At 65.0% G+C, this 25091-nt stretch carries 21 protein-coding genes and 1 pseudogene; 12 read left to right on the top strand and 10 right to left on the bottom strand.

The annotated features are described in order from the left end of the window. Positions 1–6 precede the first annotated feature (6 nt). The 6 genes from rpoN to RLQ26_07495 all read right to left on the bottom strand — a co-directional run bounded on the left by rpoN (position 7) and on the right by RLQ26_07495 (position 5840). Positions 7–1539 (bottom strand): RNA polymerase factor sigma-54, encoded by a 1533-nt coding sequence (gene rpoN / locus RLQ26_07520; GenBank protein MEQ9088573.1) that lies wholly within the window; start codon positions 1537–1539, stop codon positions 7–9. Positions 1540–1555: 16 nt separating this feature from the next. Then, on the bottom strand, positions 1556–2350 hold the full coding sequence (gene lptB / locus RLQ26_07515) for an LPS export ABC transporter ATP-binding protein (protein ID MEQ9088572.1): 795 nt from the start codon (positions 2348–2350) through the stop codon (positions 1556–1558). A gap of 146 nt (positions 2351–2496) precedes the next feature. After that, positions 2497–3381 carry an LptA/OstA family protein gene (locus tag RLQ26_07510; protein MEQ9088571.1) on the bottom strand — a complete coding sequence of 295 codons (885 nt, stop codon included), beginning with the start codon at positions 3379–3381 and terminating at the stop codon, positions 2497–2499. A gap of 16 nt (positions 3382–3397) precedes the next feature. Next, complete coding sequence (gene lptC, locus RLQ26_07505; GenBank protein MEQ9088570.1) at positions 3398–4072, bottom strand: LPS export ABC transporter periplasmic protein LptC; 675 nt, start codon at positions 4070–4072, stop codon at positions 3398–3400. 1 nt (position 4073) lies between these two features. After that, entirely contained in the window at positions 4074–5099 is a 1026-nt protein-coding gene (locus tag RLQ26_07500) for a KpsF/GutQ family sugar-phosphate isomerase (GenBank protein ID MEQ9088569.1), read from the bottom strand. A gap of 114 nt (positions 5100–5213) precedes the next feature. Further along, positions 5214–5840 (bottom strand): ribonuclease D, encoded by a 627-nt coding sequence (locus RLQ26_07495; GenBank protein MEQ9088568.1) that lies wholly within the window; start codon positions 5838–5840, stop codon positions 5214–5216. 270 nt (positions 5841–6110) lie between these two features. Between RLQ26_07495 and RLQ26_07490 the strand changes: the two genes are divergently transcribed. After that, positions 6111–7076, top strand: coding sequence for a complex I NDUFA9 subunit family protein (locus tag RLQ26_07490; GenBank protein MEQ9088567.1), 966 nt, complete (start codon positions 6111–6113; stop codon positions 7074–7076). Between the two features lie 16 nt (positions 7077–7092). On the opposite strand, the gene RLQ26_07485 is transcribed toward RLQ26_07490, so the two are convergent. Beyond that, positions 7093–7899 carry an undecaprenyl-diphosphate phosphatase gene (locus RLQ26_07485; protein MEQ9088566.1) on the bottom strand — a complete coding sequence of 269 codons (807 nt, stop codon included), beginning with the start codon at positions 7897–7899 and terminating at the stop codon, positions 7093–7095. A 555-nt stretch (positions 7900–8454) separates the two neighbouring features. On the opposite strand from RLQ26_07485, the gene RLQ26_07480 reads away from it, so the two are divergent. Together RLQ26_07480 and gltB are read left to right on the top strand one after the other, a co-directional pair. After that, positions 8455–9915 (top strand): NAD(P)-dependent oxidoreductase, encoded by a 1461-nt coding sequence (locus tag RLQ26_07480; GenBank protein ID MEQ9088565.1) that lies wholly within the window; start codon positions 8455–8457, stop codon positions 9913–9915. A gap of 28 nt (positions 9916–9943) precedes the next feature. Continuing rightward, positions 9944–14500 (top strand): glutamate synthase large subunit, encoded by a 4557-nt coding sequence (gene gltB / locus RLQ26_07475; GenBank protein ID MEQ9088564.1) that lies wholly within the window; start codon positions 9944–9946, stop codon positions 14498–14500. On the opposite strand, the gene RLQ26_07470 is transcribed toward gltB, so the two are convergent. Next, complete coding sequence (locus tag RLQ26_07470; protein ID MEQ9088563.1) at positions 14497–15228, bottom strand: glutathione S-transferase family protein; 732 nt, start codon at positions 15226–15228, stop codon at positions 14497–14499. The genes gltB and RLQ26_07470 overlap by 4 nt on opposite strands. Positions 15229–15348: 120 nt before the next feature. Between RLQ26_07470 and RLQ26_07465 the strand changes: the two genes are divergently transcribed. Continuing rightward, on the top strand, positions 15349–16041 hold the full coding sequence (locus RLQ26_07465; GenBank protein MEQ9088562.1) for a glutathione S-transferase family protein: 693 nt from the start codon (positions 15349–15351) through the stop codon (positions 16039–16041). A gap of 44 nt (positions 16042–16085) precedes the next feature. Here RLQ26_07465 and RLQ26_07460 read toward each other — a convergent pair whose 3' ends face one another. Continuing rightward, positions 16086–16871, bottom strand: coding sequence for a tetratricopeptide repeat protein (locus RLQ26_07460; GenBank protein MEQ9088561.1), 786 nt, complete (start codon positions 16869–16871; stop codon positions 16086–16088). 78 nt (positions 16872–16949) lie between these two features. On the opposite strand from RLQ26_07460, the gene RLQ26_07455 reads away from it, so the two are divergent. Both RLQ26_07455 and RLQ26_07450 read left to right on the top strand, forming a co-directional pair. Then, the gene (locus tag RLQ26_07455) at positions 16950–17852 is read left to right on the top strand and encodes an SDR family oxidoreductase (protein MEQ9088560.1); all 903 of its coding nucleotides are present in this window, start codon (positions 16950–16952) and stop codon (positions 17850–17852) included. After that, positions 17849–18310 carry a DUF488 domain-containing protein gene (locus tag RLQ26_07450; GenBank protein MEQ9088559.1) on the top strand — a complete coding sequence of 154 codons (462 nt, stop codon included), beginning with the start codon at positions 17849–17851 and terminating at the stop codon, positions 18308–18310. The genes RLQ26_07455 and RLQ26_07450 overlap by 4 nt, the downstream gene beginning before the upstream one ends. 25 nt (positions 18311–18335) lie before the next feature. Here the strand turns inward: RLQ26_07450 and RLQ26_07445 are convergent, their stop codons facing one another. Continuing rightward, positions 18336–19097, bottom strand: a complete 762-nt coding sequence (locus tag RLQ26_07445; protein MEQ9088558.1) for an alpha/beta hydrolase — start codon at positions 19095–19097, stop codon at positions 18336–18338. A 142-nt stretch (positions 19098–19239) separates the two neighbouring features. Here RLQ26_07445 and RLQ26_07440 point away from each other — a divergent pair, with 142 nt between their 5' ends. From RLQ26_07440 to rplT, 6 genes and pseudogenes are all read left to right on the top strand, one after another. Then, positions 19240–20439: a glycosyltransferase family 4 protein gene (locus RLQ26_07440; GenBank protein MEQ9088557.1), complete on the top strand. Its 1200-nt coding sequence runs from the start codon at positions 19240–19242 to the stop codon at positions 20437–20439. Next, entirely contained in the window at positions 20426–21394 is a 969-nt protein-coding gene (locus RLQ26_07435) for a glycosyltransferase family 9 protein (protein MEQ9088556.1), read from the top strand. Before RLQ26_07440 ends, RLQ26_07435 begins: the two co-directional genes overlap by 14 nt. Positions 21395–21443: 49 nt before the next feature. Further along, the gene (thrS, locus tag RLQ26_07430; GenBank protein ID MEQ9088555.1) at positions 21444–23357 is read left to right on the top strand and encodes a threonine--tRNA ligase; all 1914 of its coding nucleotides are present in this window, start codon (positions 21444–21446) and stop codon (positions 23355–23357) included. A 258-nt stretch (positions 23358–23615) separates the two neighbouring features. After that, positions 23616–24146, top strand: a pseudogene (gene infC, locus RLQ26_07425) (translation initiation factor IF-3). A 303-nt stretch (positions 24147–24449) separates the two neighbouring features. Continuing rightward, positions 24450–24647, top strand: a complete 198-nt coding sequence (gene rpmI / locus RLQ26_07420; GenBank protein ID MEQ9088554.1) for a 50S ribosomal protein L35 — start codon at positions 24450–24452, stop codon at positions 24645–24647. Between the two features lie 12 nt (positions 24648–24659). Then, positions 24660–25016, top strand: coding sequence for a 50S ribosomal protein L20 (gene rplT / locus RLQ26_07415; GenBank protein MEQ9088553.1), 357 nt, complete (start codon positions 24660–24662; stop codon positions 25014–25016). The last annotated feature ends 75 nt before the right edge of the window (positions 25017–25091 follow it).

The following is a 25091-nucleotide window of genomic DNA, read 5'->3' as shown; positions in this document are numbered from 1 at the left end:
ACTCATTCAGAATGCAGACATTTTCTCGCGCCGCCGGGCCACCGACGAGGGAATCCGCAGGGCCTCGCGATATTTGGCCACCGTCCGCCGGGCGATCTCGACCCCTTCCCCCCTGAGGATCGCCACGATGCGATCGTCGGACAGGACGGTCTCGGCGGTCTCTTTATCGATCAGCATCTTGATCCGGTGGCGGATTGCTTCAGCCGAATGGGCGCTCTCGCCCGCCGCGCCCGGAATTGCCGTGGTAAAGAAATATTTAAGCTCGTAAATGCCGCGCGGTGTTTCGATATACTTGTTCGTGGTAACGCGGCTGACTGTGCTTTCGTGCATTTCGATCGCTTCCGCGATGTCCCGCAGCACGAGCGGCTTGAGGCCACCGACGCCATTTGTGAAAAACTTTTCCTGCTGGCGCACGATTTCCTCGGCCACGCGCAAGACCGTCTTGGCCCGTTGGTGCAGCGCCTTGACGAGCCAATTTGCCGAATGAAGCTGTTCGGTAATGTATTGCTTGGCTTTCCTGTCGCTCGTGCTGTTGCTTATCTGGGAATAATAGCGATTGTTGACGAGAACGCGCGGCAGCGTGTCCGTATTGAGTTCGATGTGCCAGCCACCATCCTGGCGCGGACGCATCAGGATATCCGGCGTGACCGGCTCGGCGCTGATCGTGTCGAAAGCGAGCGCCGGCTTGGGGTTGAGTGCCCGGATTTCGGCGACCATGTCGGCGAAATCCTCCGCATCCACGCCGCAGCATTTCATGAGTGCTTTTTTGTCCCGCTTGCCCAGGAGGTCGAGATGCGCGACCAGGGCGGCCATTGCCGGATCGAACCTGTCCCGGTCCTTGAGCTGGATCGCCAGGCATTCGGCGAGGTTGCGCGCGAAAATGCCGGGCGGGTCGAAGCGCTGCAGCCTCTCCAGGGTTTCCGCGACCCGCGCGACGGGGCAGCCCAGGCGCTCCGCGGTCGCCTCAAGCTCTCCCGTCAGATAGCCGGCCTCGTCCAGCCGCTCGACCAGATCGGCCGCGATCAGGCGATCGACCGGATCGGTGAGGTCCATATTTACCTGGGCCATCAGGTGGTCGCGAAGCGAAAGGCCTTCAGTGAGATTGTCCTCGAGGCCACCCGTCGGCGCGGAGAAATCCATTCGCCCGCCGCCGGGACCGGCGGCCCCGGCCGGGCCCCAGTTCGCGAGGGAAAGGAACGAGTCTTCCTCGCGGAAACTCGCGGCATCGTTGTCGCCGCTCCACAGATTATCGCCCGCCGTCTCGGTGCTTTCGAAATCGGAAGTGGTAGCCATCACCCCCTCATCGGGGCCGTCCCGCTCCGTTTCCCGCACGGCCCCGGCCTCGGGTCCATCGCCTCGGTCCTGGCGGTCGCCGTCATCGCCCTGGCGTTCCAGCAGAGGGTTTTCCTCGAGCTGCTGCTCGACATACGCGGCCAGCTCGATGTTTGAAAGCTGCAGCAGCTTGATCGCCTGCTGCAGTTGCGGCGTCATCACCAGCGACTGGCTTTGCCTCAGGTCCAAGCGAGTGGTGATCGCCATGTGCGTTACACCGCCGTCAAAGACTGAATTTTTCGCCGAGATAGACGCGGCGCACGTCCTGATGGGCGACGATCTCGGACGGTTCCCCCTCCATCAGCACGGCCCCCTCGAACATGATGTAGGCCCGATCGACGATGTCGAGTGTTTCGCGCACATTGTGATCCGTGATCAGCACGCCGATGCCCCGGTCCTTGAGATGCGAGACCAGATCCCGGATTTCGGCGACGGCAATAGGGTCGATGCCGGCCAGCGGCTCATCGAGAAGGATGAAACGCGGCTGCGCGGCGAGGGCGCGGGCGATCTCCACGCGCCGCCGCTCACCGCCCGACAGGGCCAGCGCCGGCGTGCGCCGGAGATGGGTGATGGAAAATTCGCCGAGCAACTGGTCGAGCAGCCCCTCGCGGCGTTCAGGCAGGGGCTCGGTCAGCTCGAGAACGGCACGGATGTTCTGTTCCACCGTCAGGCCACGGAAGATGGAGGCCTCCTGGGGCAGATACCCGATGCCCAGCCGGGCGCGGCGGTACATCGGCAGCCGGGTGATATCGTAGCCGTCCAGGGTGACGGTCCCGTAATCGGGAGAGATCAGGCCGGTGATCATGTAGAACGAGGTGGTCTTGCCCGCGCCGTTGGGGCCGAGAAGCCCCACCGCCTCGCCGCGCTGGACCGAATAGCTGACACCGCGCACCACGGGCCGTTTCTTGAAAGACTTGCCCAGGTTATGGGCGACGAGTCCGAGGTTCTCGCGCACCAGATGAGGCCCCTGGTCCGCGCCCGAGGCTGCTGCGGGCGGCGTTGCGGCTAAATCCGGCATGGCGGTCCAGATGTCATGCGATCGGCGTCCTTGTCCCTAAAAAGGGGTATAGCGCAGGTTGGCACCAAGTTTGCAGAGAAGCGGTTAACAGCATCTTTGCAAGGCTTTGCGCCCGGGATCAAGCTTGGTCTCGCCGAGTCGTGGCCCTATTCAGCGGCTTCGGCCGCGGGCGCGGCGTCCGGCGCCTTGCGGGGCGGGGGGACGATGACCCCCGTGACCCGGTTCCCGCCGGCCTGATCCGGGGCGGGCAGCAGGCGACTCACGCCGCTATCGAGGTCGATTGTCCCGTATTCGCCGCTTAGCCGGCTCTTGCCTCGGGTGAGAACCACATCGCCATAAAGATGGGCCACGCCCGAGGCAGTGTCATAAACACCCCGGTTGCCGGCGGCCCGGTCCTGGTCCGTGTTGACGACCACATTGTCAAAGGCTTCGATCCGCTCGAGTACCGTCTCGCCCGCCTCGGTCTTTCGGAAGAATGAAACCAGCACTTCCGCCGACAGGGTCCGGCCGTCGCGAACCGCCGTCCCGTCGCCCCGCGCGACCGCCATCTGGCGGGCCTGCCAGTATTCCAGCGAATCTTCCGCCGTGACGACGGAATCGGCGGAAACCAGCTTCAGCCCGTCGCCCGTCAGCACAAGGACGCTGGTGTCGACGTCATAGATCGCGTGGTCGCCATAGGCGGTCTCGTCGGGGGAAGTGATTCGCACATTGCCGTCCGCCTCGAGGCGCCAGATTTCCGTATCGCCCGAAGCGAGCTCGCGATAATGCGCCGTCAGCGTATCGCCAAACACCGTGACCTCGCCCCGTTTCGCCGATGCATTGCCGCGGGCGAAATAGGCCTTCTGGTCGCGGTGCCATTCGATGCCGTTTTCCGCGTTGATCTCGATGGGCGCGTCCGCGCTGCCGAGCGCCTCCAGCCCGACACCCTGGGCCAGGGCGGGCCGCGTGGGAGTCGCGCCGGGTGTCCAGGCCAGGGCCAGCCCCAGGCCCAGGAACAGGGCCGGCAGCAAGCGGCGGTTTCGCGGTCGCATGTCGGTCATCCTGACGTCAACTCTTGTTGCTGCGGGACTGGCCAAAGCGGCCGATCAGCTTCGCCTGCCCGGTAAAATGGACCCGACTCTTGTTGTGGTCGATAAAAAACCCGTCCGAGACGATCTGACCCAGCGGGCCGTGTCCGGTGACCGGGTCCTCGCCTCTGGCGGTCTTCCGGTTCAGGTCGAGACGCGCGCTTTCCGTGTGGAACTGGTAGCCGCCGTCATGAAAGATCGCGACTTCTCCAGACAGGTCCAGAACCTGGCTGTCCTGATTGTAGATGCCTTCCCGCGCCGTGACCGAGACCCAGGCCTGATTGTCCAGCGTCATGTCCGCCTGCGGTTTGTCCAGTTCGATCAGGCTCGCGTCGTTCTGCGCCCGAATGGCTTTGCTGGCTGTGACGGAAAAAGGCTGGTCCTCCTCGTCCACGCCCGTGTAGCGCGGGTTTAACATTTCGTCGCGGGTGACATCCATCATGTCGAGCGCGGCAAACCCGATCCGGAACTCGTCCTCGTCCATCTTCAGTTGCGGCCAGAGTGCGACAAGGAGAATGAGGCCGAGGGCGACGACCGGTAACAGCCACCGCATGGCGCCGACGAACCGGCTGTAGACGAGAAGTCCCCGTGCGCCCGGGCGCCGCGAGGGTGGCCTGCCTTCGCCGGACCTCTCGCGTTCAGTCGTCTTGGACATATCAGGCGACGCCGGCCCTGAGGCAGTCATGGATGTGCAGGATGCCCACGGGTTTTTCACTCTCGACCACAAACAGGCTGGTGATGGCGCTTTCATTCATCAGGCCGAGTGCTTCAGCCGCGAGCGCATCCGGGGCGATGGTCTTGGGAGAGGGGGTCATGACTTCGCGCACGCCGAGATCCAGCAGGCGGTTGTCCATGTGGCGCCGGAGGTCACCGTCGGTGATGATGCCGATAAGCCGGCCGGCGCCGTCCACCACGCCGGCACATCCGAACCTCTTTTGCGTCATCACGAGAAGTGTGTCGGACATGGCCTGCTCGTCGGTGACGAGGGGCAATTCGTCCGCGCCGTGCATCAGATCGCACACCGGCAGGAGGCTGCGGCCCAGCTTGCCACCGGGGTGAAAAATGCGGAATTTGTTTGGCGAGAATTCGTTGCGCGCCAGTTTGCGTTCCAGCAGGCTGATGGCGATCGCGTCGCCCAGCGCGAGCATCAGGGTCGTCGATGTGGTTGGAGCCAGCCCCATGGGGCAGGCCTCCGCCGCGTCGGGCAGGGCCAGGACCGTGTCGGCATAGCGGGCCAGCGAGCTGTCGGGGCGGCTTGTGATGGCGATCAGCGGAATCTTGAAGCGGCGCGTGAAGGCCATCAGGGGTTGCAACTCCTCCGTCTCGCCACTGTTCGACAGAACGAGAACCGCGTCCCCGGCCGTGATCATGCCCAGATCACCGTGATTGGCCTCGGCGGTGTGAACGAACATTGCCGGCGTGCCGGTGGATGCCAGGGTGGCCGCGATCTTGCGCCCGACATGACCGCTCTTTCCGATTCCGGTGATGACCACGCGCCCCTTGACGGCGCCAAGCCGGTCGAGCGCCGCGACAAAGCTGTCGCCCAGCGTTTCGGCAAGGCGGGTGAGGGCCGAGGCTTCGAGCATGAGCACGCGGGCGCCGGCCGCGATGTCCGCATCCGGCGATGCCGGTGCCGCAGACTGCGCCCCGGCCGATGGGTTGGTTGTGCTTCTGCCCCTCATAAGGTCGCTGCCACCTTTCGTGTGGCGGGCCGCTCGGTCACGTGGCGGGCCCGCGCTCAATCTGCCCCCCTCATCCCTCGGCGTCAATCGGCCCGTCGCCCGGTTCTGCCCGGATCAATGGGCGAAAATGTCCTCTTCCGGCCAGCCCGTCAGGTCAAGCCGGACCCGCGCCGGCAGGAAATCGAAACACGCCGCCGCCAGCTCGCTCCGCCCCTCGCGCGCGAGACGGTCCTCCAGCCAGCTCTTCAGTTTGTGAAGAAAGAGCACATCGCTCGCCGCATAGCGCATCTGTTCATCCGTAAGCTGGTCGGCTCCCCAATCGGAGGATTGCTGCTGCTTGGAAATCTCCTGGCCAAGGATCTCGCGGCAAAGATCCTTCAGCCCGTGACGGTCCGTATAGGTGCGGACGAGGCGCGAGGCGATCTTGGTGCAAAAGACGGGCGCGGGCATCACGTCGAGATAATGGGCGAAGGCGGCCATGTCGAACCGGGCGAAATGGAATATCTTGGTCACATCGGGGTCGGCCATCAGGGCCCGGAGGCGCGGCGCGTCATAGGTGGCGCGGTCGAGCTGGACGAGGTGGGCTGTGCCGTCGCCCGAGGAAAGCTGAACCAGGCACAGCTTGTCCCGCGCCAGGTTGAGCCCGAGGGTCTCGGTATCGACCGCGACGCTGGCACCGAAAACCAGCCCGGCCGGCAGGTCGCCCCGATGCAGGGTGTATTGTCCGCTTGGCTTCGACATGGCTTTCCTACGCGCGCTGTCCTGACCGCGCTTTCCTGACCGTCGGGTATGAACTAGCCCGATGATATGGCTAAATCCGGGCAGACGACAGACTTGCCGCGCCGCCCGGGTCCGGCGGGTGGTAGGCCGCCGCGGCTGGCCTGTCAATCGACGGTTCTCACCTCGCGCCGGAACCCTTATATAACCCTGAACCGTCACGGGACCCGGTTTCCCGGATGCCAACCACGGCCCGGCAGCCTGGCCGGGGCTTTTTCTGATAGGGTGCAGGGTATGGTCGGGTCAGCCACAAAGGTCACGGTTTTCGGCGGTACGGGCTTTCTCGGGCGCTACGTCGTCCGCCAGCTCGCGGCCGAGGGGAAGGTGGTGACCGTGGCCGTGCGCCATCCCGAGGAAGGGCTCTATCTGAAAACCGCCGGCAATGTCGGTCAGGTGGTGTTGCGCCGGACCGATCTGCTCCATCCGGGATCGGTCGCCGCCGCCCTGGCCGGCGCGGACGAGGTCGTGAACCTGGTGGGAATTCTCTATGAGACGGGCAGGTACGGGTTTGATGCCGTCCAGCGTGACGGAGCGGCCCATGTCGCCGAGGCGGCGGCCCGGGCCAATGTCCGGCGGCTCGTGCACGTCTCCGCCATCGGCGCGGATTTGCGCTCGCCCGCCGCGTATGCCCGCAGCAAGGCGGGCGGCGAGCGAGCGATCCGGGAAGCTTTTCCCGAAGCCACCATCCTGCGACCCAGCATCCTGGTCGGGCCGGAAGACGATTTCTTTAATCGCTTCGCGCTGATGGCGCAGTTCCTTCCGGCCCTGCCCCTGATCGGTGGCGGCCACACCAAATTTCAGCCTGTCTATGTGGGCGATGTGGCCGATGCGGTGTCGGCGGCGCTCGCGGACCCGGCGGCCCGGGGACGTATTTATGAACTCGGCGGCCCCAACACCTACACCTTCACCGAGCTCATGCGGCTCGTTCTGAGATGGACGCGCCGGCGCCGGTTTCTCGTGCCGGTTCCGTACCGTCTCGCCCGCATCATGGCGTTTTTCGCTGAATTCCTGCCCGTGCCGCCGCTAACCCGCGATCAGGTGGAGTTGCTCAAATCGGACAATGTGGCCAGCCCCGGCAGCCCGGGCCTGAAAGAGCTTGGACTGACCGCGAATGCCATCGAGGGGTTTGTGCCGGCCTATCTCGCGCGCTACCGGCGGGGCGGGGGCAATGCGGAGCGTCTCGGCCGGGCGGCCGACTGACCCGCGCGCCGGTCACCTAGAGGGCGCCACCGTATACAAACCACAGGATGACCCCGCCCAGGGCGATACGATAGAGGACAAAGGGCGTGTAACTCGCCCGGCGCAGCCAGGCCATCATCAGCGATATCGCGACCAGCGCCGCCACGCCCGCGAGCGCGGCCGCCACGAGAGCGTCCAGCCCGAGGGCAACGTCGCCCGAGGCGACGATCCTCTCGCCCAGGAGAACGCCCGCCCCCAGAATGGCCGGTATGGAAAGCAGCATCGAAAATCGTGCCGCCTCGGTGCGCTCGTAACCCAGAAGCCGGGCCGCCGTGATGGTGATGCCCGCCCGACTGGTCCCCGGCACCAGGGCCAGGCATTGCAGCAGGCCGATCACCAGGGCATGAGCCATCGTCAGGTGTTCGAGGCGCCGGATACGCAGCGTGAACCGGTCGGCCAGGTATAGGACCAGTCCGAAGATCAGGGTGGTCCAGCCAATCAGGGCGGCGCTGCGGAGAATCTCGCCGGCATATTTGGCGAGGAAGAAGCCCGCCACCATCACCGGCAGGCTGGCCAGAAGCCAGAACCCGAGAAGACGGGCCTCCGGCCCCCGCCGGCCGCGCACGGCCGTCCAGGCGCCAAGGAAAAGCCGGGCCACATCCCGCCGGAAATAGAGCACCACCGCCGCGAGGGTCCCGACATGAACCGCAACATCGATGGTCAGCCCCTGATCGGGCCAGCGCATGAAGACCGGCACCAGCACGAGATGCCCCGAGGAGCTGATCGGCAGGAATTCCGTTATCCCCTGGACCAGCGCCAGCACGGCGAGTTGAAGATCCGACATGTCCCCCCTTTTCCGCAGCCCCGGTTTCCCGTCTCCCGCAACCGGCGCGGTCGCCTTTTAGCACCCCCGCCGCGCCGGCCATAGTCCGGACGGTTCGATGTTCCCATGCGACCGGCCATCTTGATAGTCTCGAAACAGGACTATCAAGATGGGGTATCTTCTAAAAAACGGCATGAAACCGCCTCTGAAATACCGAATTGCTGTGAAGACTCTGAAATAAGTCAGAAACCTTGACCTATCATCTGGTTTTAGATAGCGTCCGCCGCCCTGGAAAGCTAGATTGGGGCGCAAGCGGGGCGGCAGCAAATGATGATACCGATCCAGCATGGGGGCGAAACGCGGCCCCGGCCCCCGAAAGCGGGCCCGGAAAGCAAGGCGGCCGGCGTGCCTGGCGCGGATGGCAGCGGGGCTTGCCGCCGGGACAGGCAACGCGGCTGGAACCGATAAAGCAAGACCGAGAAGCGAAACTCAACGCAACCCAACCGAGACCGATACCGTCGACTGTGGCGCCGGTGAGCCGGCGCGCAGGAACGACAGACCGGAGGACCCGATCCGATGGCCGAAAAGATGCTCAAATTCGTCGATCTCCCGTCGCGGATGCCGGACAAGCGGGCGGCCGAGACACGGCGCGCCGATTTCGGCGAGATCTACGAGGAGTTCTCCGCCGACGAGGCGGCGGCCCAGTCCTCGCGCTGCGAGCAGTGCGGGATCCCGTTCTGCCAGGTGCATTGCCCGGTATCGAACAACATTCCCGACTGGCTGATGCTGACCGCCAATGGCCGGCTGGAGGAAGCTTACGAGGTTTCCCAGGCGACCAACAATTTTCCCGAGATCTGCGGCCGCATCTGTCCGCAGGACCGGCTTTGTGAGGGCAGTTGCGTGCTCGAGCAATCGACCCACGGCACGGTGACGATCGGTTCAGTCGAGAAATACATCACCGACACCGCGTGGGAAAAGGGCTGGGTCAAACCGGTGAAGCCGGCGCAGGAGCGTGAAGAGACCGTCGGCATCATCGGCGGCGGCCCGGGCGGGCTCGCGGCGGCGGAAGAATTGCGCAAGCAAGGCTATCAGGTCACGGTCTACGACCGCTATGACCGGATGGGCGGCCTGATGATCTACGGCATCCCGAATTTCAAGCTGGAGAAATACGTTGTCGAACGGCGGGTCGACCTTCTCGCGGAGGCCGGCGTCAAGTTCAGGTGCGAGTTCGAGGTCGGCCGCAATGCCACGCTCGAGGAGTTGCGTGATCGGCACGATGCGATTTTGATTGCGACGGGCGTCTACAAGGCCCGCGACATCAAGGCGCCGGGTGTCGGGCTTGGCAACATTTTCCCCGCACTTGATTTTCTCATCGCCTCCAACCGCAAGGGGCTGGGTGACAAGGTGCCGGAGTTCGACAATGGCGCGCTCGATGCCGCAGGCAAGCGCGTGGTGGTGATCGGGGGCGGGGATACGGCGATGGACTGCGTCCGCACCTCGGTGCGTCAGGGCGCCAAATCGGTGCAATGCCTGTACCGCCGGGACCGCGCCAACATGCCGGGCTCGCTGCGGGAAGTGCAGCACGCCGAGGAGGAAGGTGTCGAATTCCTCTGGCTGTCGGCGCCCGAGGCTTTCCTCGGTGACGAGGTCGTGACCGGCGTACGCGCCGCCCGGGTGCATCTTGGCGTTCCCGACAGTTCCGGCCGGCAGTCGCCCAAGATCATCGAGGGTTCGAGCTTCACGGTCGACGCGGACATGGTCATCAAGGCTCTCGGCTTCGATCCTGAAGACGTGCCCACCCTGTTCGGCGCGCCGGAGCTTGCGGTCAGCCGGTGGGGCACCATCAAGATCAACCACCGCACCATGATGACCGAGGTGGACGGCGTGTTCGCCGCCGGCGATATCGTCCGGGGCGCCTCGCTGGTTGTCTGGGCCATCCGCGACGGACGCGATGCGGCGCGAAACATTCACACATATCTGAGCGCGCACGCGGGGGCGGGACAGTCCCGGCGTGACGACATGGCGACGGCGTCCTGACGACGCCCGAACGCAGGGAAGTGCAAGCATGACCGAAGTCACCAAGGATGCTGGTGCGACATTCGTCGCGGACTGGATCCGCAACTCGGCCCGCCTCCAGGCCAGCGGTGCGTATCACCCCTCCCAGGAACACGATGCCTGTGGCGTCGGGCTGGTCGCTGCACTGGACGGGATGCCGCGCCGCTCGGTTGTCGTGGCCGGGATCAATGCGCTGAAGGCGGTCTGGCACCGGGGGGCCGTGGATGCCGATGGGAAAACCGGCGACGGCGCGGGTATTCATGTCGAGATCCCTCACGATTTTTTCCGCGAGCATGTGGCGGCGACGGGGCACGAGCCGAGCGAGATGCGTTTCGCCGTCGGCCAGATCTTCCTGCCGCGTGTGGATATGGCCGCGCAGGAGCGCTGCCGTACGATCGTGGAAAGCGAAATCCTGCGCTTCGGCTACGGGATCTACGGCTGGCGGCAGGTGCCGGTGAATACCGGCGTCATTGGTGAAAAGGCGAATGCAACGCGCCCCGAGATCGAGCAGATCATGGTGGAGAACACCAAGGGCACGGACGAGGATTCCTTCGAGCGCGATCTCTACATCATCCGCCGGCGCATCGAGAAGGCGGTCCTGTCGGCGCATATCACCGGTTTTTACATCTGCTCGCTGTCATGCCGGTCGCTCATCTACAAGGGCATGTTCCTGGCCGAGCAGCTCACCGCCTTTTATCCCGATCTTCTGGACGAACGCTTCGTCTCAAGTTTTGCGGTCTTCCACCAGCGTTATTCCACCAACACCTTTCCGCAATGGTGGCTGGCACAGCCGTTTCGCAAACTCGCCCATAATGGCGAGATCAACACGCTCAGCGGCAATGTCAACTGGATGCGCAGCCACGAGACGCGCCTGTCCTCGCCGGTTTTCGGCGAATACATCGAGGACATCAAGCCCATCATCCAGGATGGCAGCTCGGACTCCGCTGCCCTTGATGCCGCGTTCGAGGTGATGGCGCAGGGTGGCCATCCGCTGCCGCTCGTCAAGAGCATGCTCATTCCGGAAGCCTGGGGAAAGTCGCGCACCGTACCCCAGCATCACCGCGATTTTTACAGCTATTGCAACTCGGTGATGGAGCCCTGGGACGGTCCGGCCGCGATCGCGGCCACGGACGGCAAGTGGGTCGTCGCCGGGATGGATCGTAACGGCCTGCGGCCGATGCGTTACACGATTACCGGCGACGACCTGCTGTTCGTCGGGTCGGAGACGGGCATGGTGCCGGTGAACGAGGCACATGTGCGCGAGAAGGGCCGCATCGGTCCGGGCCAGATGATCGCGGTCGACCTGCGCGAGGGGCGGCTCTTTCACGACCGCGAGATCAAGGACCTCCTCGCCGCCCGCAAGCCGTACGGCGAGTGGGTCAAGAACATAAAGCCGATCGACGAGATCATCCAGGAAGGCCCGGAACAGGCGGCCGATAGCGGCTCGCAGCTCGATCCGGACGAATTGCGCCGGCGCCAGATCCAGGTTGGCTGGACCATGGAGGAGATCGAGATGATCCTCCACCCCATGGCCGAGGACGGCAAGGAAGCCACCGGCTCCATGGGGGACGACACGCCGACGGCGGTGCTGTCGGGCTATTATCGGGGCCTTCATAATTTCTTCCGGCAGAATTTCAGCCAGGTCACCAACCCGCCCATCGATTCCCTGCGCGAATGGCGGGTCATGACGTTGACGACGCGGCTCGGCAACCTGGGCAATATCCTCGACGAGGACGAGTCCCAGTGCCGGCTGCTGCAGCTCAAGTCGCCGGTCCTTACCAACGGCGAGTTCGAGCGCATGCGCCGTCACATGGGCGATGCGGTGGTCGAGATCGACTGCACTTTCGATCCCGACAGCGGCAATCACGCCCTTCGGGAGGCAATCGACCGGATTCAGCGGCAGGCCGAGGATGCGGTGCGCGGCGGCGCCGTCCATGTGATCCTGAGCGACAAGAGCAGCGGCCCCGACCGGGCGCCGATCCCGATGATCCTGGCGACCGGCGCCGTGCACACCCATCTCGTGCGCCAGAGCCTGCGCACCTTCACGTCGCTCAACGTGCGCTGCGGCGAATGCATGGACGTGCACTACTACGCGGTGCTGATCGGTCTCGGGGCCACGACGGTCAACGCCTACCTCGCGCAGGAAGCGATCGCCTATCGTCACGCCAGGGGGCTGTTCCCCGGCAAGTCGCTGGAGGATTGCCTCGCGAATTACAAGAAAGCCGTCGACGCCGGGCTTCTGAAAATCATGTCCAAGATGGGGATCTCGGTCCTCAGCTCCTATCGGGGCGGCCTTAATTTCGAGGCCGTGGGTCTGTCTCGTGCGCTGGTGAGCGAATTTTTCCCCGGCATGATTTCGCGGATTTCAGGCATTGGCCTGCCTGGCATCCAGCGCAATGTCGTGGCTCAGTTCAAGAAGGCGTACCGCGAAAATGTGACCACGCTGCCCGTTGGCGGGTTTTACAAGTACCGGCGCAGTGGCGAGGCACACGGTCTGACGGGCAATGCAATCCATACGCTGCAGGCGGCGGTGGCGACCGATTCCTTTGCTACTTTCAAGAAATACGCGCAGATGATTTATCGTCTGCCGCCGATCCACTTGCGCGACCTTCTGGATTTCCGCTCGGATCGAGACCCCATCTCGGTGGACGAGGTGGAATCGATCACGCAGTTGCGCAAGCGTTTCGGCACCGGCAGCATGTCCCATGGGGCACTGTCACGTGAAGCGCACGAGGCGCTTGCCATTGCCATGAACCGGATCGGCGGTTCCTCGTGCAGCGGCGAAGGGGGCGAAGACCCGGAGCGGGCCAAGCCACGCGCCAACGGGGATAACGCCAACTCGGTCATCAAGCAGGTCGCCTCGGCCCGGTTCGGCGTGACAGCCGAATATCTCAACAACTGCAAGGAAATCGAGATCAAGATCGCCCAGGGCGCCAAGCCCGGCGAGGGCGGGCAATTGCCCGGCTTCAAGGTCACGGCCGAGATCGCCTGGTTGCGCCATTCAACCCCGGGCGTCACGCTGATCTCGCCGCCGCCTCATCATGATATCTACTCGATCGAGGATCTCGCCCAGCTCATCTATGATCTGAAGCAGATCAATCCGAAGGCGCGGGTCTGCGTGAAGCTGGTCTCGCGCTCCGGCATCGGCACCATCGCGGCCGGCGTCGCAAAGGCCAAGGCCGATGTCATCCTGATCTCGGGCCATAACGGCGGCACCGGCGCCAGCCCGCAATCCAGCATCAAGTATGCCGGCCTGCCCTGGGAGATGGGGCTTTCGGAAGTCCATCAGGTCCTGACCCTCAACAAGCTGCGCAATTCGGTCACGCTGCGCGTCGACGGCGGGATCAAGACGGGCCGCGATGTGGTTGTGGCGGCCATGCTGGGGGCCGAAGAGTTCAACGCGGGCACGCTTTCGCTCGTCTCGGTCGGGTGCATCATGGTGCGCCAGTGCCATAGCAACACCTGCCCCGTCGGCGTGTGCACGCAGGATGAAAAGCTGCGCCAGAAGTTCACCGGCACACCGGAAAAGGTCGTCAACCTTTTCTCGTTCATCGCCGAGGAAGCGCGCGAGATCCTGGCTGAGCTCGGCTACAGTTCGCTCAACGAGGTTGTCGGGCGGACCGATCTTCTGCATCAGGTCAGTCGCGGGAGCTCGCATCTCGACGATCTCGATCTCAACTCGCTTCTGACCAAGGCGGATTCCGGCGACGCGCCCGGCTATTGCACCGTCGAGGGCCGGAACGAGGTGCCCGACACGCTGGATGCGCAGATCATCGACGAGGCGCTGCCGGCGCTGGGTTCGGGCGAGAAAATGCAGTTCACCTATTCGGTGCGCAACACCCAGCGCGCCGTCGGCACCCGCCTGTCCGCCCTGATTGCCCGCGAATATGGCGCGCGGGGCCTGCAGCCCGGCCACATCACGGTACGTTTGCGCGGCTCGGCCGGGCAGTCGCTGGGCGCCTTCGCGGTTCAGGGACTGAAGATCGAGGTTTTCGGCGACGCCAACGATTATGTCGGCAAGGGCCTCTCGGGCGGGACCATCGTGATTCGCCCGATGACCGCAAGTCCGCTGCGCTCCAACGAGAACACGATCGTGGGCAACACGGTGCTGTACGGGGCCACTTCCGGCAAGCTGTTCGCGGCCGGTCAGGCAGCGGAACGCTTTGCTGTCCGCAATTCAGGCGCAAGCACTGTGGTGGAAGGCTGTGGTTCGAACGGCTGCGAATACATGACCGGCGGCACGGTCGTGATCCTGGGACCGGTCGGCGACAACTTCGCAGCCGGCATGACCGGCGGTATCGCGTTTGTCTACGATCCGGACGATCAGCTTGGCGTCTATGTCAATGACGAGTCGGTGATCTATCAGCGCATTCACACCGATTACTGGGAAGGCGTCGTGCGCGACCTTCTGGCCGAACACATCAAGGAAACCCAGTCGAAATTCGCCGAGCAGATCCTGGCCGACTGGCGCCTCGAAATGGGTCATTTCTGGCAGATCGTGCCGAAGGAAATGCTCGACAAGCTCGAGCATCCCGTTACCGAGGAGGCGGCCGCCCGCCCCGCTTAAGCCTGGCCGGCGGGGCCGCTGTCCTGCCGGATCATCTCGTGCATGCGCTCGGTATATGCAACCAGATTGTCGTGTCCGGTCATCAGCCCCTTCATGCGGGTCGAGACGGGCCCCTTGTAGATCGCGGCCAGATGGCCATAGGCCGTGGCGTCGGCGGTCGACGGGCTGTCGCCCAGCAGGAAGGGTTTGTCGCCGAGGACATCAGCCAGCGCCTTGAAGTCGGCCGCCGCCAGTTCGTAGATCTCGCCGTCGTTGTGCCGGCCGATACCTTGAAAGTAGAGCATTTTGCGCACGTAGCGACGGAGCATCCGTTGCAGGATCCAGCCCTTCGCGGCCGGCATGGCGCCGAACATCAGCCGGCCTGCGATCGCGAAACCCTCGGGGTCGATCCAGCGCGAATAGGTCGCGGAAAAATACAGGCTTTCATCAAGCGTGCGCTCGATGAAATGGGCCAGCCCCTGCTGGGCGGGCGTCAAATCGCCGTTGAGCCGGTGGCCATAGGTGTTCTGCAGGTGACGCAGGATAAACCAGCTATCGGCGACGACGGTCCCGTTATCGTCGATCCAGGGCAGTTTGCCCTTGGGCGCCTTCTTGAGGTCCCAGCTCAGATTTTCCTCGAAGGGTATGCCGGCGAAGCCGAGATAGGCGGCGACCTTTCCGCAGGGCGGCGAGGGCTGCACGCCGTTGGCGTAGGGAAACTGGTGCAGGGTCAGCAAGGCTACCTCCATGATCTGTCCGCGCGGCGCCCCGGCGTTTTCTCCGGTCTTTCCGGGTGCGGGGAAACCGGGTGCAATATAGGCGCGTATCGGAGATAATCCCACCCTCCGACCGGTTGTCGCGGAATGCCGATGGATTCGACCGAACCCCAGCCGCCGCGCGTACTCTACCACCTTTGGCTGTCTCCCGAGAGCCGGAAGGTGCGTCTCGCGCTCAGCGAAAAGGGCCTCGATTTCGAGATGCGCGTCGAAAAGATCTGGGAGCGGCGGACCGACTTCCTCGCGCTCAATCCCGCCGGGGATGTGCCGGTTTTGATCGAGCCCGACGGACTCGTCATCGCCGATAGTGGCGCCATCATCGAATTTCTAGAGGAGACCAGGCCGGATCCGCCCCTCTTGTCGGGCGGCCCCGCGGCGCGGGCGGAAATCCGCCGGCTTTGTGCCTGGTTTGATCATAAGTTCCGCACCGAGGTCACGAGCAACCTGGTGGGTGAAAAGATCGACAAGCGCTTCCTCGGTCTGGGCCAGCCCAGCTCGGACGCGATCCGCGCCGGCCTCGCCAACATTCACTATCACCTCGACTATATCGGCTATCTGGCCGAGCGGCGGAACTGGCTGGCGGGGCCCGAGTTCTCCGTGGCGGACATGGCGGCGGCGGCTCATCTGTCCTGCGTCGATTATATCGGCGACGTGCCCTGGGACGACCATCCCGAGGCGCGCGACTGGTACACCCGGATCAAGTCGCGGCGGAGCTTTCGCAGCCTTCTCTCGGATCACATTCCGGGCGCGCCACCGCCCAAGCATTACGCCGACCTGGATTTTTGACTCCTCGCGCCCGGCCCTAATCCACCGGCCCTAATCCACCGGCCCTATTCCACCGGAGTGATCTCTGCGGCGTCGCTCCGGCGAAGGTTCTCGCGCGCCAGCTCGGCCCAGCGGCTTGCCGGTGCGATTTCGATCACGTGCTGCCAGTCCAGGCGCGAGGCCTCGTGGGCGTCCGATAATTCGCGGATCAGGCCGCGCTCGAAAAACGCCTGGGCGTTCATCGGCTCCATGACGAGAACCTCCTCCACATCAACGAGGGCCGCCGCCATCTCGCCAAGCTTGCGCAGCGCCCGGGCGCGCAGAAGATAGGGCTGACTCCGGGTCGGAAAGGCGGCGATCGCCTGACCCAGATCATCGGCAGAGGCCTGGTACTGGCCGGCATCGAACCGGGCAATGGCGCGATCGATGAAAAGCTCCCGGTCTGCCGGATTGAGGCGCAGGGCCTCGCTGAAGGCAGCGATGGCGCGGCCCGGCTGCCCCGCCAGGGACAGTGCCTGGCCCGTTTGCGCCCAGAGGCCGGCGCGCCTGTCTCCAATCGCCGGATCGTCAGAGCGCGCCAGGGATTCCAGCAGGCCGGCGGCCGTCGCGTATTGCTGCAACCGGATCAACGCCATGGCCTGGCAATGTCGCGATCCCAGTTTGGCCCCGCTCCGGTCAAGGGCAAGCCCCATATCCATGGCCGCGCCCGGTGCCGTTTTCACGAGATCGATACAGCGCGCGTAGCTCGGGCTCGCGTCCTCGCCCGTCTGGCCCATCACCGCCGGCGAGGTCGCGCCGAGGGCGAGGATCGAAACGAACATCGCGAAAACTGGATTCAATCGCCGTTTCATGGGAGCGTTCTACCATGTGGGGCGCGGTCGAGGTAACCGGCCCCGCGGTGCAAGGAAGCGAATATCCGACCCCCGAATATGACAGCAGCGCCACATCTCTTCTGCTTTGGCTTCGGCTTTACCGCCCGCGCCCTCGCCCCCCGGCTTCTGGCCCAGGGCTGGCGGGTGAGCGGGACCGGCCGGTCCGCCCGTTCGCTCGCGCGCATTGGCGAGGCGGGTGCGAGCGCCCATGTCTTCGACCGCGCGCATCCGCTCGCCAATCTCGCCGCCGCCCTTGACGGCGTGACCCATGTCCTGTCCTCCGTGCCGCCCGACGAGGCGGGCGACCCGGTCCTCGACTGCCATGGGGCCGAGCTCGCCAAAGCCGGGCCGCTGCGCTGGATCGGCTATCTCTCGACGACCGGCGTCTATGGCGATCGGGATGGCGCGCTGGTGGACGAGGACTCGCCGCTTAACCCGACGGGCGAACGCGGCCGCCGCCGCCTCGATGCGGAGGCTGGCTGGCTGCGCCTTCATCGGCAGGCAGGGCTGGCGGTTCATGTTTTTCGCCTCGCCGGGATTTACGGCCCCGGTCGGAACGCGTTCACCCGGCTGCGCGCGGGCGAGGCCCAGCGCATCCGCAAGCCGGGGCAGATATTTTCGCGTATTCACGTCGCGGATATCGTGACGGTTCTGATCGCCTCGATGGCGCGTCCCCATCCCGGGCGGGTCTATAATCTGGCCGATGACGCCCCGGCGCCGCAAAGCGACGTGATCACTTACGCGGCAGAGCTCATGGGCATCGACCCGCCGCCCGAGGTGCCGTTCGAGGAGGCCGATCTCTCCCACATGGCGCGGAGTTTCTACCAGGACAGCAAGCGCGTCTCGAACGCGCGAATCAAGGCCGAGCTCGGGATCGCGCTGGCCTATCCCGACTATCGCACGGGGCTGAAAGCGCTGTTTGACGCGGGTGAGGCGGGTGAGGCGGGGGGTGCACGATGACGAAGCGCCACCCGCTTTACACGATCGGTTATGAGGGGGCCGTCATGGATGATCTGATCGCCACGCTCCGCCGCGCCGGCGTGGCCGATCTGATCGATGTGCGGACCAATCCCTATTCGCGTCGCCCCGAATTTATCGGCCAGCGCCTTGCTGCGAGCCTCTCTGAGGCAGGGATCGAGTACCGGTGGGAACGGGCGCTCGGCAACCCCGAGGCGGGCCGGGGCGCGGCCCGGGCGGGGGCACCGGAAAAGTTCCTCGAGATTTTCGACGCGCACATGGCCACACCCGCCGGGCGCGCCGCGCTCGACCGGGTGGCGGCGCTGGCGACGGCCCGCCCGGCTGCGCTCATGTGTCTCGAGCGCGATCCCGCCCAATGTCACCGGCGGCTCGTCGCGCGCCACGTGACGGCCCGGACCGGACAGGCGATCGAGCCGCTCTTTCCGGCCTCGCTCATCTGAGACGCCGAGGCCGGGTGCGGAGATATCAGTTGGCGCAAAGTTCCGCGATGGAGTCCTGAATGAGCGCAAGGTCGCCCTCGCGCGACAGACGGTGCTCGCCATCCTTGATCAGCGTCAGCCGCACATCGTCGCCTGCGAGCTTGCCTGCCAGTTTCAGCGATACCTGCCAGGGCACGTCCGCGTCCCGGACGCCGTGGATCAGTCTGACGGGACAGTCGAGGTCGATCGTCTCGCGCAGGACCAGGCGCTTGCGTCCGTCCTCGATCAGCTTGCGGGTAATGATGTAGGGCTCGTCGCTGTACTGGTTGGGCCGGCTTATTCGTCCGGTCCGTTCAAGGGTTTCGCGCGCCGGGGCCGGCAGGGTCTCCCAGATCAGGTCTTCCGTGAAATCCGGCGCAGCCGCAATCCCGACCAGCCCCCGGATGCGGGCGCGCCGGGCGAGGGCGAGCAGCACCATGATCCAGCCCCCCATGCTCGAGCCCACAACCACCTGCGGTCCCTCGGTCAGCGCATCGAAGGCGGCCAGCGCATCGTCCAGCCAGGTGCCGATCGTGCAGGCCTCGAAACTGCCGCCCGTCGCGCCGTGCGCCTGATAGTCGAAGCGCAGGAAACCCTGCCCGCGCGCGCGGCAGAATGCTTCGAGCGCCATCGCCTTGGTGCCGGTCATGTCGGACGCGTAGCCGCCAAGAAATACCACCCCCGGCCGAGCGCCGTCGCCGGCATGCCGGTGATAGGCGATGTCCGGCCCGCCGTCGCGTTTCAGAAAACGGAGATTGTCATCGGCCATGAAACTCACCTCGAGGCGGGGCGGGAAGAATGACGGGACCGGCCGGCAGGCCGGTCCGCAAACGGTTCGCAATATGGGTTTCAGGGGGCATGATATGTGCTATCCACCTGACCCGCTTAGCCTTACCGGATTGTCTCGCATCGTGGAACCTTCCGCCGCCGCGCCCGCCGAAAAAACCGGCATCGCCTGGACCGTGCGCCCGCCCGTGGTGCTTCAGGTGCTGCCTGCGCTGGAAACGGGCGGGGTGGAGCGCGGGACGGTCGAGATCGCCGCCGCCCTGTCTGCGGCCGGGGCGCGGCCGGTCGTGGTGTCCGCCGGCGGCCTCCTGGTCCGCGATGTCGAGCGTGCCGGCGCCCGGCACATCACGCTGCCCGTCGACAGCAAGAATCCCGCAACCATCTATCGTAATGTGACGCGACTGGCGCAGGTCATACAGGAATGCGGCGCGGACATCATCCATGCCCGCTCACGCGCGCCGGCCTGGAGCGCCCTGGGCGCGGCGCGACAGACCGGCTGCGCTTTCCTGACCACGTTTCATGGCACTTACGGCGCCGGCAACCGGGTCAAACGCACCTATAATTCGGTGATGACAAGGGGCGAGCTGATCATCGCAATTTCCAACTTCATCGCCGGCCACATGTATCAGGTCTACGCCGTCGATCCGGCTCGCATTCGCGTTGTTCCGCGCGGGGTGGACCTCGAGGTGTTCGATCCGGCGCATGTCTCGGCAGAGCGCGTGATCCAGCTTTCCCGCGCCTGGCGATTGCCGGACGATGTGCCGGTGGTAATGCTGCCCGGCCGGCTCACGCGCTGGAAGGGCCAGCTTGTCCTGATCGAGGCCCTCGCCAAGCTTGGGCGCGGCGATGTGCGCTGCGTGCTGGTCGGGTCCGATCAGGGACGGCATGCCTACAGGCGTGAATTGGAAGAAACCGCCCGGCGGCTCGGCGTCGCGGCGCAGGTGCAGATTGCCGGGCATTGCCGGGACATGGCGGCAGCCTACATGCTTAGTGACGTTGTGGTTTCGGCCTCGACCGATCCTGAAGCCTTTGGCCGCGTTGCGGCCGAGGCCCAGGCCATGGGCCGGCCGGTGATCGCGACCGACCATGGGGGCGCCCGCGAAACCGTGCTGCCCGACAGGACGGGCTGGCTCGTCCGGCCGGGCGACAGTGACGCGCTTGCTGCCGCGCTCGAAACGGCGCTCTCCCTCGATGAGGCCGCGCGCGGCCGTATTGCCGGGGCCGCGATGCAGTTCATTCGCGAGACGTTCAGCCTGGCGCGGATGCGGACGGCCACCCTGTCCGTCTATGACGAACTTATGGTCCGCCGTTATGGCAGCGGTTGAGCGTATTCTCGTCATCAAGCTGGGCGCGTTGGGCGATTTCGTTCTCGCCACCGGCCCCTTCAAGGCCATCCGCCAGGCCCATCCGGGTGCCCGTATCGTCCTGCTCACCACCGCGCCCTACGCTGAAATGGCGCGCACGGCGCCATTCTTCGACGAGGTGTGGGTCGATTCGCGCCCGCGCCTTTGGCAGCCCGGCCGCGTGCTGGCGCTGCGACGACGGTTGCGCCGGGGAAATTTCGCGCGGGTCTATGATCTGCAGACCTCGGATCGCTCGGGCTGGTATTTCCGCCTGATGGGGCCGGGGCCCCGGCCCGAATGGTCGGGCATCGCCCGCGGCGCGTCCCATCGTCATACGGGGCCGGATCGCGTTCGCCTGCATACGGTGGAGCGCCAGCGTGCCCAGCTTGCCCTGGCGGGGATCGCGGACGTGCCCGGCCCGGACCTTTCCTGGCTTGATGGCGACTTGTCGACCTTCGAATTGGATAAGGACCGGCCGCTCGTCCTTCTGGTGCCGGGCGGCGCCGCGCACCGGCCGCAGAAGCGCTGGCCGGCCGGGCGGTATGGCGCGCTGGCGGCCCGGCTCCTGGGCCGGGGCTATGCCGTCGCGGTTATTGGCGGCCCGGCGGAAAAAGCGCTCGGGCGGGAAATCGCGGCCGCCGCGCCAGGTCTTCACGATCTGACGGGGGAAACCACCCTGGGCGCTATCGCCGCTCTCGCCCGCCGGGCCGTCCTCGCCTGTGGCAACGACACCGGCCCCATGCACCTGATCACGGCGTCGGGCTGCCCGGCGGTGATCCTGTATTCCCATGAATCGGACCCGGCCCTTTGCGCGCCCCGGGGGGCTGAAACGCGCATTTGCCGAGTAGCCGATCTCGGCCATCTGCCGCTCGACAAGGTGGTGTCCGCGCTTGACGGCCTTGCGCCCTCGCTTGACAGCACCCCGCCAGCTTCTTAAGTCTCGCTTTCCAATTTGGCTCCATTCTGCCGCCGAAAGGCGCGTTTTCATGATTTCTCTGACCCTTCCAGACGGCTCCCGGCGTGAGTTTGACGGCCCCGTATCCGGGGCCGCGTTGGCAGCCGATATCGGCAAGGGCCTCGCAAAGGCCGCCGTGGCCGTACGGGTGGACGACGAATTGCGCGATCTTTCGCGCGAGATCGAGCGCGATGCCCGGGTCGAGATCATCACCCGCGACAGCCCCGACGGGATCGAAATCCTGCGCCACGATGCGGCCCATGTGCTGGCTGAAGCCGTGAAGGAACTCTTCCCCGAGACCCAGGTCACGATCGGCCCCACCATCGAGGACGGGTTTTACTACGACTTCGCCCGCGACGAGCCGTTCACGCCCGACGATCTCGAAAAGCTCGAGGCGCGGATGCGCGAGATCGTCAAGCGCGACGAGCCGGTGGCGCGCGAAGTGTGGGACAGACAGAAGGCGATCCAGTTCTTCCACGATCTGGGAGAGCACTACAAGGCCGAGATCATCGAGGCGATCCCGGGCCAAGAGCAGATCAGCCTCTATCGCCAGGGAGATTTCGTCGATCTCTGCCGCGGGCCGCATCTGCCGTCCACGGGCAAGCTGGGCGAGGCCTTCAAGTTGATGAAGGTGGCGGGCGCCTACTGGCGGGGCGACGCGAAGAACGCCATGCTGCAGCGCGTTTACGGCACCGCCTGGGCAACGGAAAAAGAGCTCAAGGCCTACCTTCATCGCCTGGAAGAGGCTGAAAAGCGTGACCATCGCCGCCTCGGGCGAGAGATGGACCTGTTTCACATGCAGGAAGAGGCGGTCGGCAGTGTGTTCTGGCACGCCAAGGGATGGACGCTTTACCGCACGCTCGAAACCTATATCCGCAACCGGCTGGATCAGGCCGGCTATTTCGAGGTCCGCACCCCCCAGCTCGTGGATCGCGAGCTCTGGGAGAAATCGGGCCATTGGGAAAAGTTCCGCGAGCACATGTTCACGGCCCGTACGGAGGACGAGCGCGTTCTTGCTCTCAAGCCGATGAACTGCCCCTGCCACGTGCAGATTTTCCGTCAGGGAATGAAAAGCTACCGCGACCTGCCGCTGCGCATGGCTGAATTCGGCTCCTGTCATCGTTACGAGCCTTCGGGCGCGTTGCACGGTCTCATGCGCGTGCGCGCCTTCACGCAGGACGACGCCCATATCTTTTGTACCGAGGACCAGATCACGGCAGAGACCAGGGCGTTCTGCGATCTGCTGCTGGCGGTCTATAAGGATTTCGGGTTCGAGGAGGTGGCGGTCAAGTTCTCGGACCGGCCCGAGTTGCGCGCCGGCTCGAACGCGGTCTGGGACCAGGCGGAAGAGGCGCTCAAGGCGGCCGTCGATGCGGCCGGCCTGGATTACGCGCTCAATCCTGGCGAGGGCGCCTTTTATGGGCCCAAGCTGGAATTCGTTCTGCGCGATGCCATCGGCCGCGACTGGCAATGCGGTACACTGCAGGTGGACTTCGTTCTGCCCGAGCGACTGGATGCCCAGTATGTGGGCGAGGATGGCGAGCGCCATCGCCCGGTCATGCTCCACCGCGCGATCCTGGGTTCGCTCGAGCGGTTTATTGGTGTCCTGATCGAGCATTATGCGGGGCGCTTTCCGCTCTGGCTGGCACCACTCCAGGTCGTGGTGGCGACCATCACCAGCGACGCCGATGCCTATGCCGCGGAGGTCGCGGCCCGATTGCGCGCCGTCGGGCTCAGGGCAGAGACTGATACACGCAACGAAAAAATCAACTACAAGGTGCGCGAGCACAGCCACGCCAAGATCCCGGTCATCGCCGTGGTTGGTAAGCGCGAAGCGGCGGAAGAGACCCTGGCGCTGCGCCGTCTTGGCGGCGAGACACAGGAGCTCGTGACGCTTGAGGAGGGGCTCCGGAGCCTCGCCGCCGAGGCCGCGCCGCCGGCCTAGCCGGCCGGCCGTGCGTTCCGGGATGGAAATCCGGGGAAAAATACCCAAATTTGTGGTGAAGGAGTCCAAAACGGGCGCGATTTGCGCCAAGATACAGGATTAGATGTGCCACGCGGCGCATGGCCAAAGCCGTGAATGCTGCGGGTGCCGGGATGCGGGGTCGACCGAGGTCGACCCGGGGTCATCCGTTCGAGGGGCGGGCCGGAGCCGGAAGACCGGACCGAGGCGTCGTCCAAACCAGACAGAAGGAGTGAATAGATAGCCAGAAATCAGAATACCGCGCCGCCCGGGAAAGAGGGCCCGCGTGTTAACGACATGATCCGCGTTCCCTCAGTCCGCCTGGTGGACGAGGAAGGGAACATGATCGGAATCACTGCAACCGGAGACGCGATCCGGCGTGCCGAGGACGCGGGGCTCGACCTCGTGGAGGTCTCGCCCAATGCGGATCCGCCGGTCTGCAAAATCCTCGATTACGGCAAGTACAAGTATATCGAGCAGAAAAAGAAGGCCGACGCGCGCAAGAAACAAAAAACCGTCGAGGTCAAGGAAATCAAGATGCGACCCGGCATCGATACCAATGACTACGACATCAAGATGCGCCGCGTGCGGGAGTTCCTGGAGGAGGGGGACTGGGTGAAAGTCACCCTGCGTTTCAGGGGCCGTGAAATGATGCACCGGGAAAAGGGCATGGATGTGCTCGACCGGGTCCGGGACGATCTCGGCGAGACCGCCAAGATCCAGCAGCTGCCCAAGATGGAAGGGCGCCAGTTGATGATGGTGGTGATCCCCGCCAAATCCGTGACGCAGCAGAAATCCGGCGGGAAAAAGACCCAGGCCAAGCAACCGGATTCGGAGCAGCAAACGGTCGCACCGGAGACGCCAGCGGCCGAGGCCCGGGCGGAGGGCACCGATTAGCGCGGCGCGCTCGTAACAAGCTGTTGAAATAACCGGATAAACCGTTGGCACCCCGCCCCTTGCGGGCGGGCGAGGCCCCCGGTATAACTCCGCCAACTTCGTGGTGGCCAGGCCGGACCAGGTCCGAGGGCATGCCGACCCGCCAGACTCCGAAAATTCCGACTGAAAGGATGGAAAATGCCCAAGATGAAGACCAAGAGCGGAGCGAAGAAGCGCTTCCGCGTGACCGGCAGTGGCAAGCTTCGCCACAACTACGCCTTCAAGCGTCACAATCTCAGAAAACGCCCGCAGAAAATGAAGCGGAGCGCCCGTGGCAGCAAGGTCATGGACCCGAGCGATCAGGCGATCGTGCGGCGTTTCCTGCCGTATTTGTAGGAGGGATCTGAGATGGCAAGAATCAAGCGAGGGGTCACCGCCCGCGCCCGGCACCAAAAGGTGACCGACCGTGCCAAGGGCTACCGGGGCCGCGCCAAGAACGTCTACCGGATCGCCGTGGAGCGGACCGAGCGGGCGATGGAATACGCCTATCGCGACCGTCGGGTTCGCAAGCGTAATTTCCGCAGTCTGTGGATACAGCGGATCAATGCCGCCGCCCGCGAGCATGGCATGACCTACTCCCAGTTGATCAACGGCCTGCAACTGGCCGGGCTGGAAGTGGACCGCAAGGTGCTGGCCGATATCGCCGTCCGCGAACCGGCCGCGTTCAAGGATATCGTGACCAAGGCCCAGTCGGCGCTGTCCTAGAGCACCGGCGGACGGATGGGCCCGTTTGCAAAAAGGGGCCGCCAGCCGGGTGCCGCGAGGGTCCGGCCGGCCCGG

The sequence above is a fragment of the Alphaproteobacteria bacterium genome, assembly GCA_040220875.1.
GTDB lineage: Bacteria > Pseudomonadota > Alphaproteobacteria > JAVJVX01 > JAVJVX01 > JAVJVX01.
The sequence above is the reverse complement of the archived record's forward strand: the minus strand, read 5'-3'. Positions and strand labels throughout refer to the sequence as shown.

Excerpts from the sequence above, each read along its gene's own strand:
- rpoN (MEQ9088573.1), bottom strand. The coding sequence starts at position 1,539 with ATGGCGATCACCACTCGCTTGGACCTGAGGCAAAGCCAGTCGCTGGTG.
- lptB (MEQ9088572.1), bottom strand. The coding sequence starts at position 2,350 with ATGCCGGATTTAGCCGCAACGCCGCCCGCAGCAGCCTCGGGCGCGGAC.
- RLQ26_07510 (MEQ9088571.1), bottom strand. The coding sequence starts at position 3,381 with ATGCGACCGCGAAACCGCCGCTTGCTGCCGGCCCTGTTCCTGGGCCTG.
- lptC (MEQ9088570.1), bottom strand. The coding sequence starts at position 4,072 with ATGTCCAAGACGACTGAACGCGAGAGGTCCGGCGAAGGCAGGCCACCC.
- RLQ26_07500 (MEQ9088569.1), bottom strand. The coding sequence starts at position 5,099 with ATGAGGGGCAGAAGCACAACCAACCCATCGGCCGGGGCGCAGTCTGCG.
- RLQ26_07495 (MEQ9088568.1), bottom strand. The coding sequence starts at position 5,840 with ATGTCGAAGCCAAGCGGACAATACACCCTGCATCGGGGCGACCTGCCG.
- RLQ26_07490 (MEQ9088567.1), top strand. The coding sequence starts at position 6,111 with ATGGTCGGGTCAGCCACAAAGGTCACGGTTTTCGGCGGTACGGGCTTT.
- RLQ26_07485 (MEQ9088566.1), bottom strand. The coding sequence starts at position 7,899 with ATGTCGGATCTTCAACTCGCCGTGCTGGCGCTGGTCCAGGGGATAACG.
- RLQ26_07480 (MEQ9088565.1), top strand. The coding sequence starts at position 8,455 with ATGGCCGAAAAGATGCTCAAATTCGTCGATCTCCCGTCGCGGATGCCG.
- gltB (MEQ9088564.1), top strand. The coding sequence starts at position 9,944 with ATGACCGAAGTCACCAAGGATGCTGGTGCGACATTCGTCGCGGACTGG.
- RLQ26_07470 (MEQ9088563.1), bottom strand. The coding sequence starts at position 15,228 with ATGGAGGTAGCCTTGCTGACCCTGCACCAGTTTCCCTACGCCAACGGC.
- RLQ26_07465 (MEQ9088562.1), top strand. The coding sequence starts at position 15,349 with ATGGATTCGACCGAACCCCAGCCGCCGCGCGTACTCTACCACCTTTGG.
- RLQ26_07460 (MEQ9088561.1), bottom strand. The coding sequence starts at position 16,871 with ATGAAACGGCGATTGAATCCAGTTTTCGCGATGTTCGTTTCGATCCTC.
- RLQ26_07455 (MEQ9088560.1), top strand. The coding sequence starts at position 16,950 with ATGACAGCAGCGCCACATCTCTTCTGCTTTGGCTTCGGCTTTACCGCC.
- RLQ26_07450 (MEQ9088559.1), top strand. The coding sequence starts at position 17,849 with ATGACGAAGCGCCACCCGCTTTACACGATCGGTTATGAGGGGGCCGTC.
- RLQ26_07445 (MEQ9088558.1), bottom strand. The coding sequence starts at position 19,097 with ATGGCCGATGACAATCTCCGTTTTCTGAAACGCGACGGCGGGCCGGAC.
- RLQ26_07435 (MEQ9088556.1), top strand. The coding sequence starts at position 20,426 with ATGGCAGCGGTTGAGCGTATTCTCGTCATCAAGCTGGGCGCGTTGGGC.
- thrS (MEQ9088555.1), top strand. The coding sequence starts at position 21,444 with ATGATTTCTCTGACCCTTCCAGACGGCTCCCGGCGTGAGTTTGACGGC.
- rpmI (MEQ9088554.1), top strand. The coding sequence starts at position 24,450 with ATGCCCAAGATGAAGACCAAGAGCGGAGCGAAGAAGCGCTTCCGCGTG.
- rplT (MEQ9088553.1), top strand. The coding sequence starts at position 24,660 with ATGGCAAGAATCAAGCGAGGGGTCACCGCCCGCGCCCGGCACCAAAAG.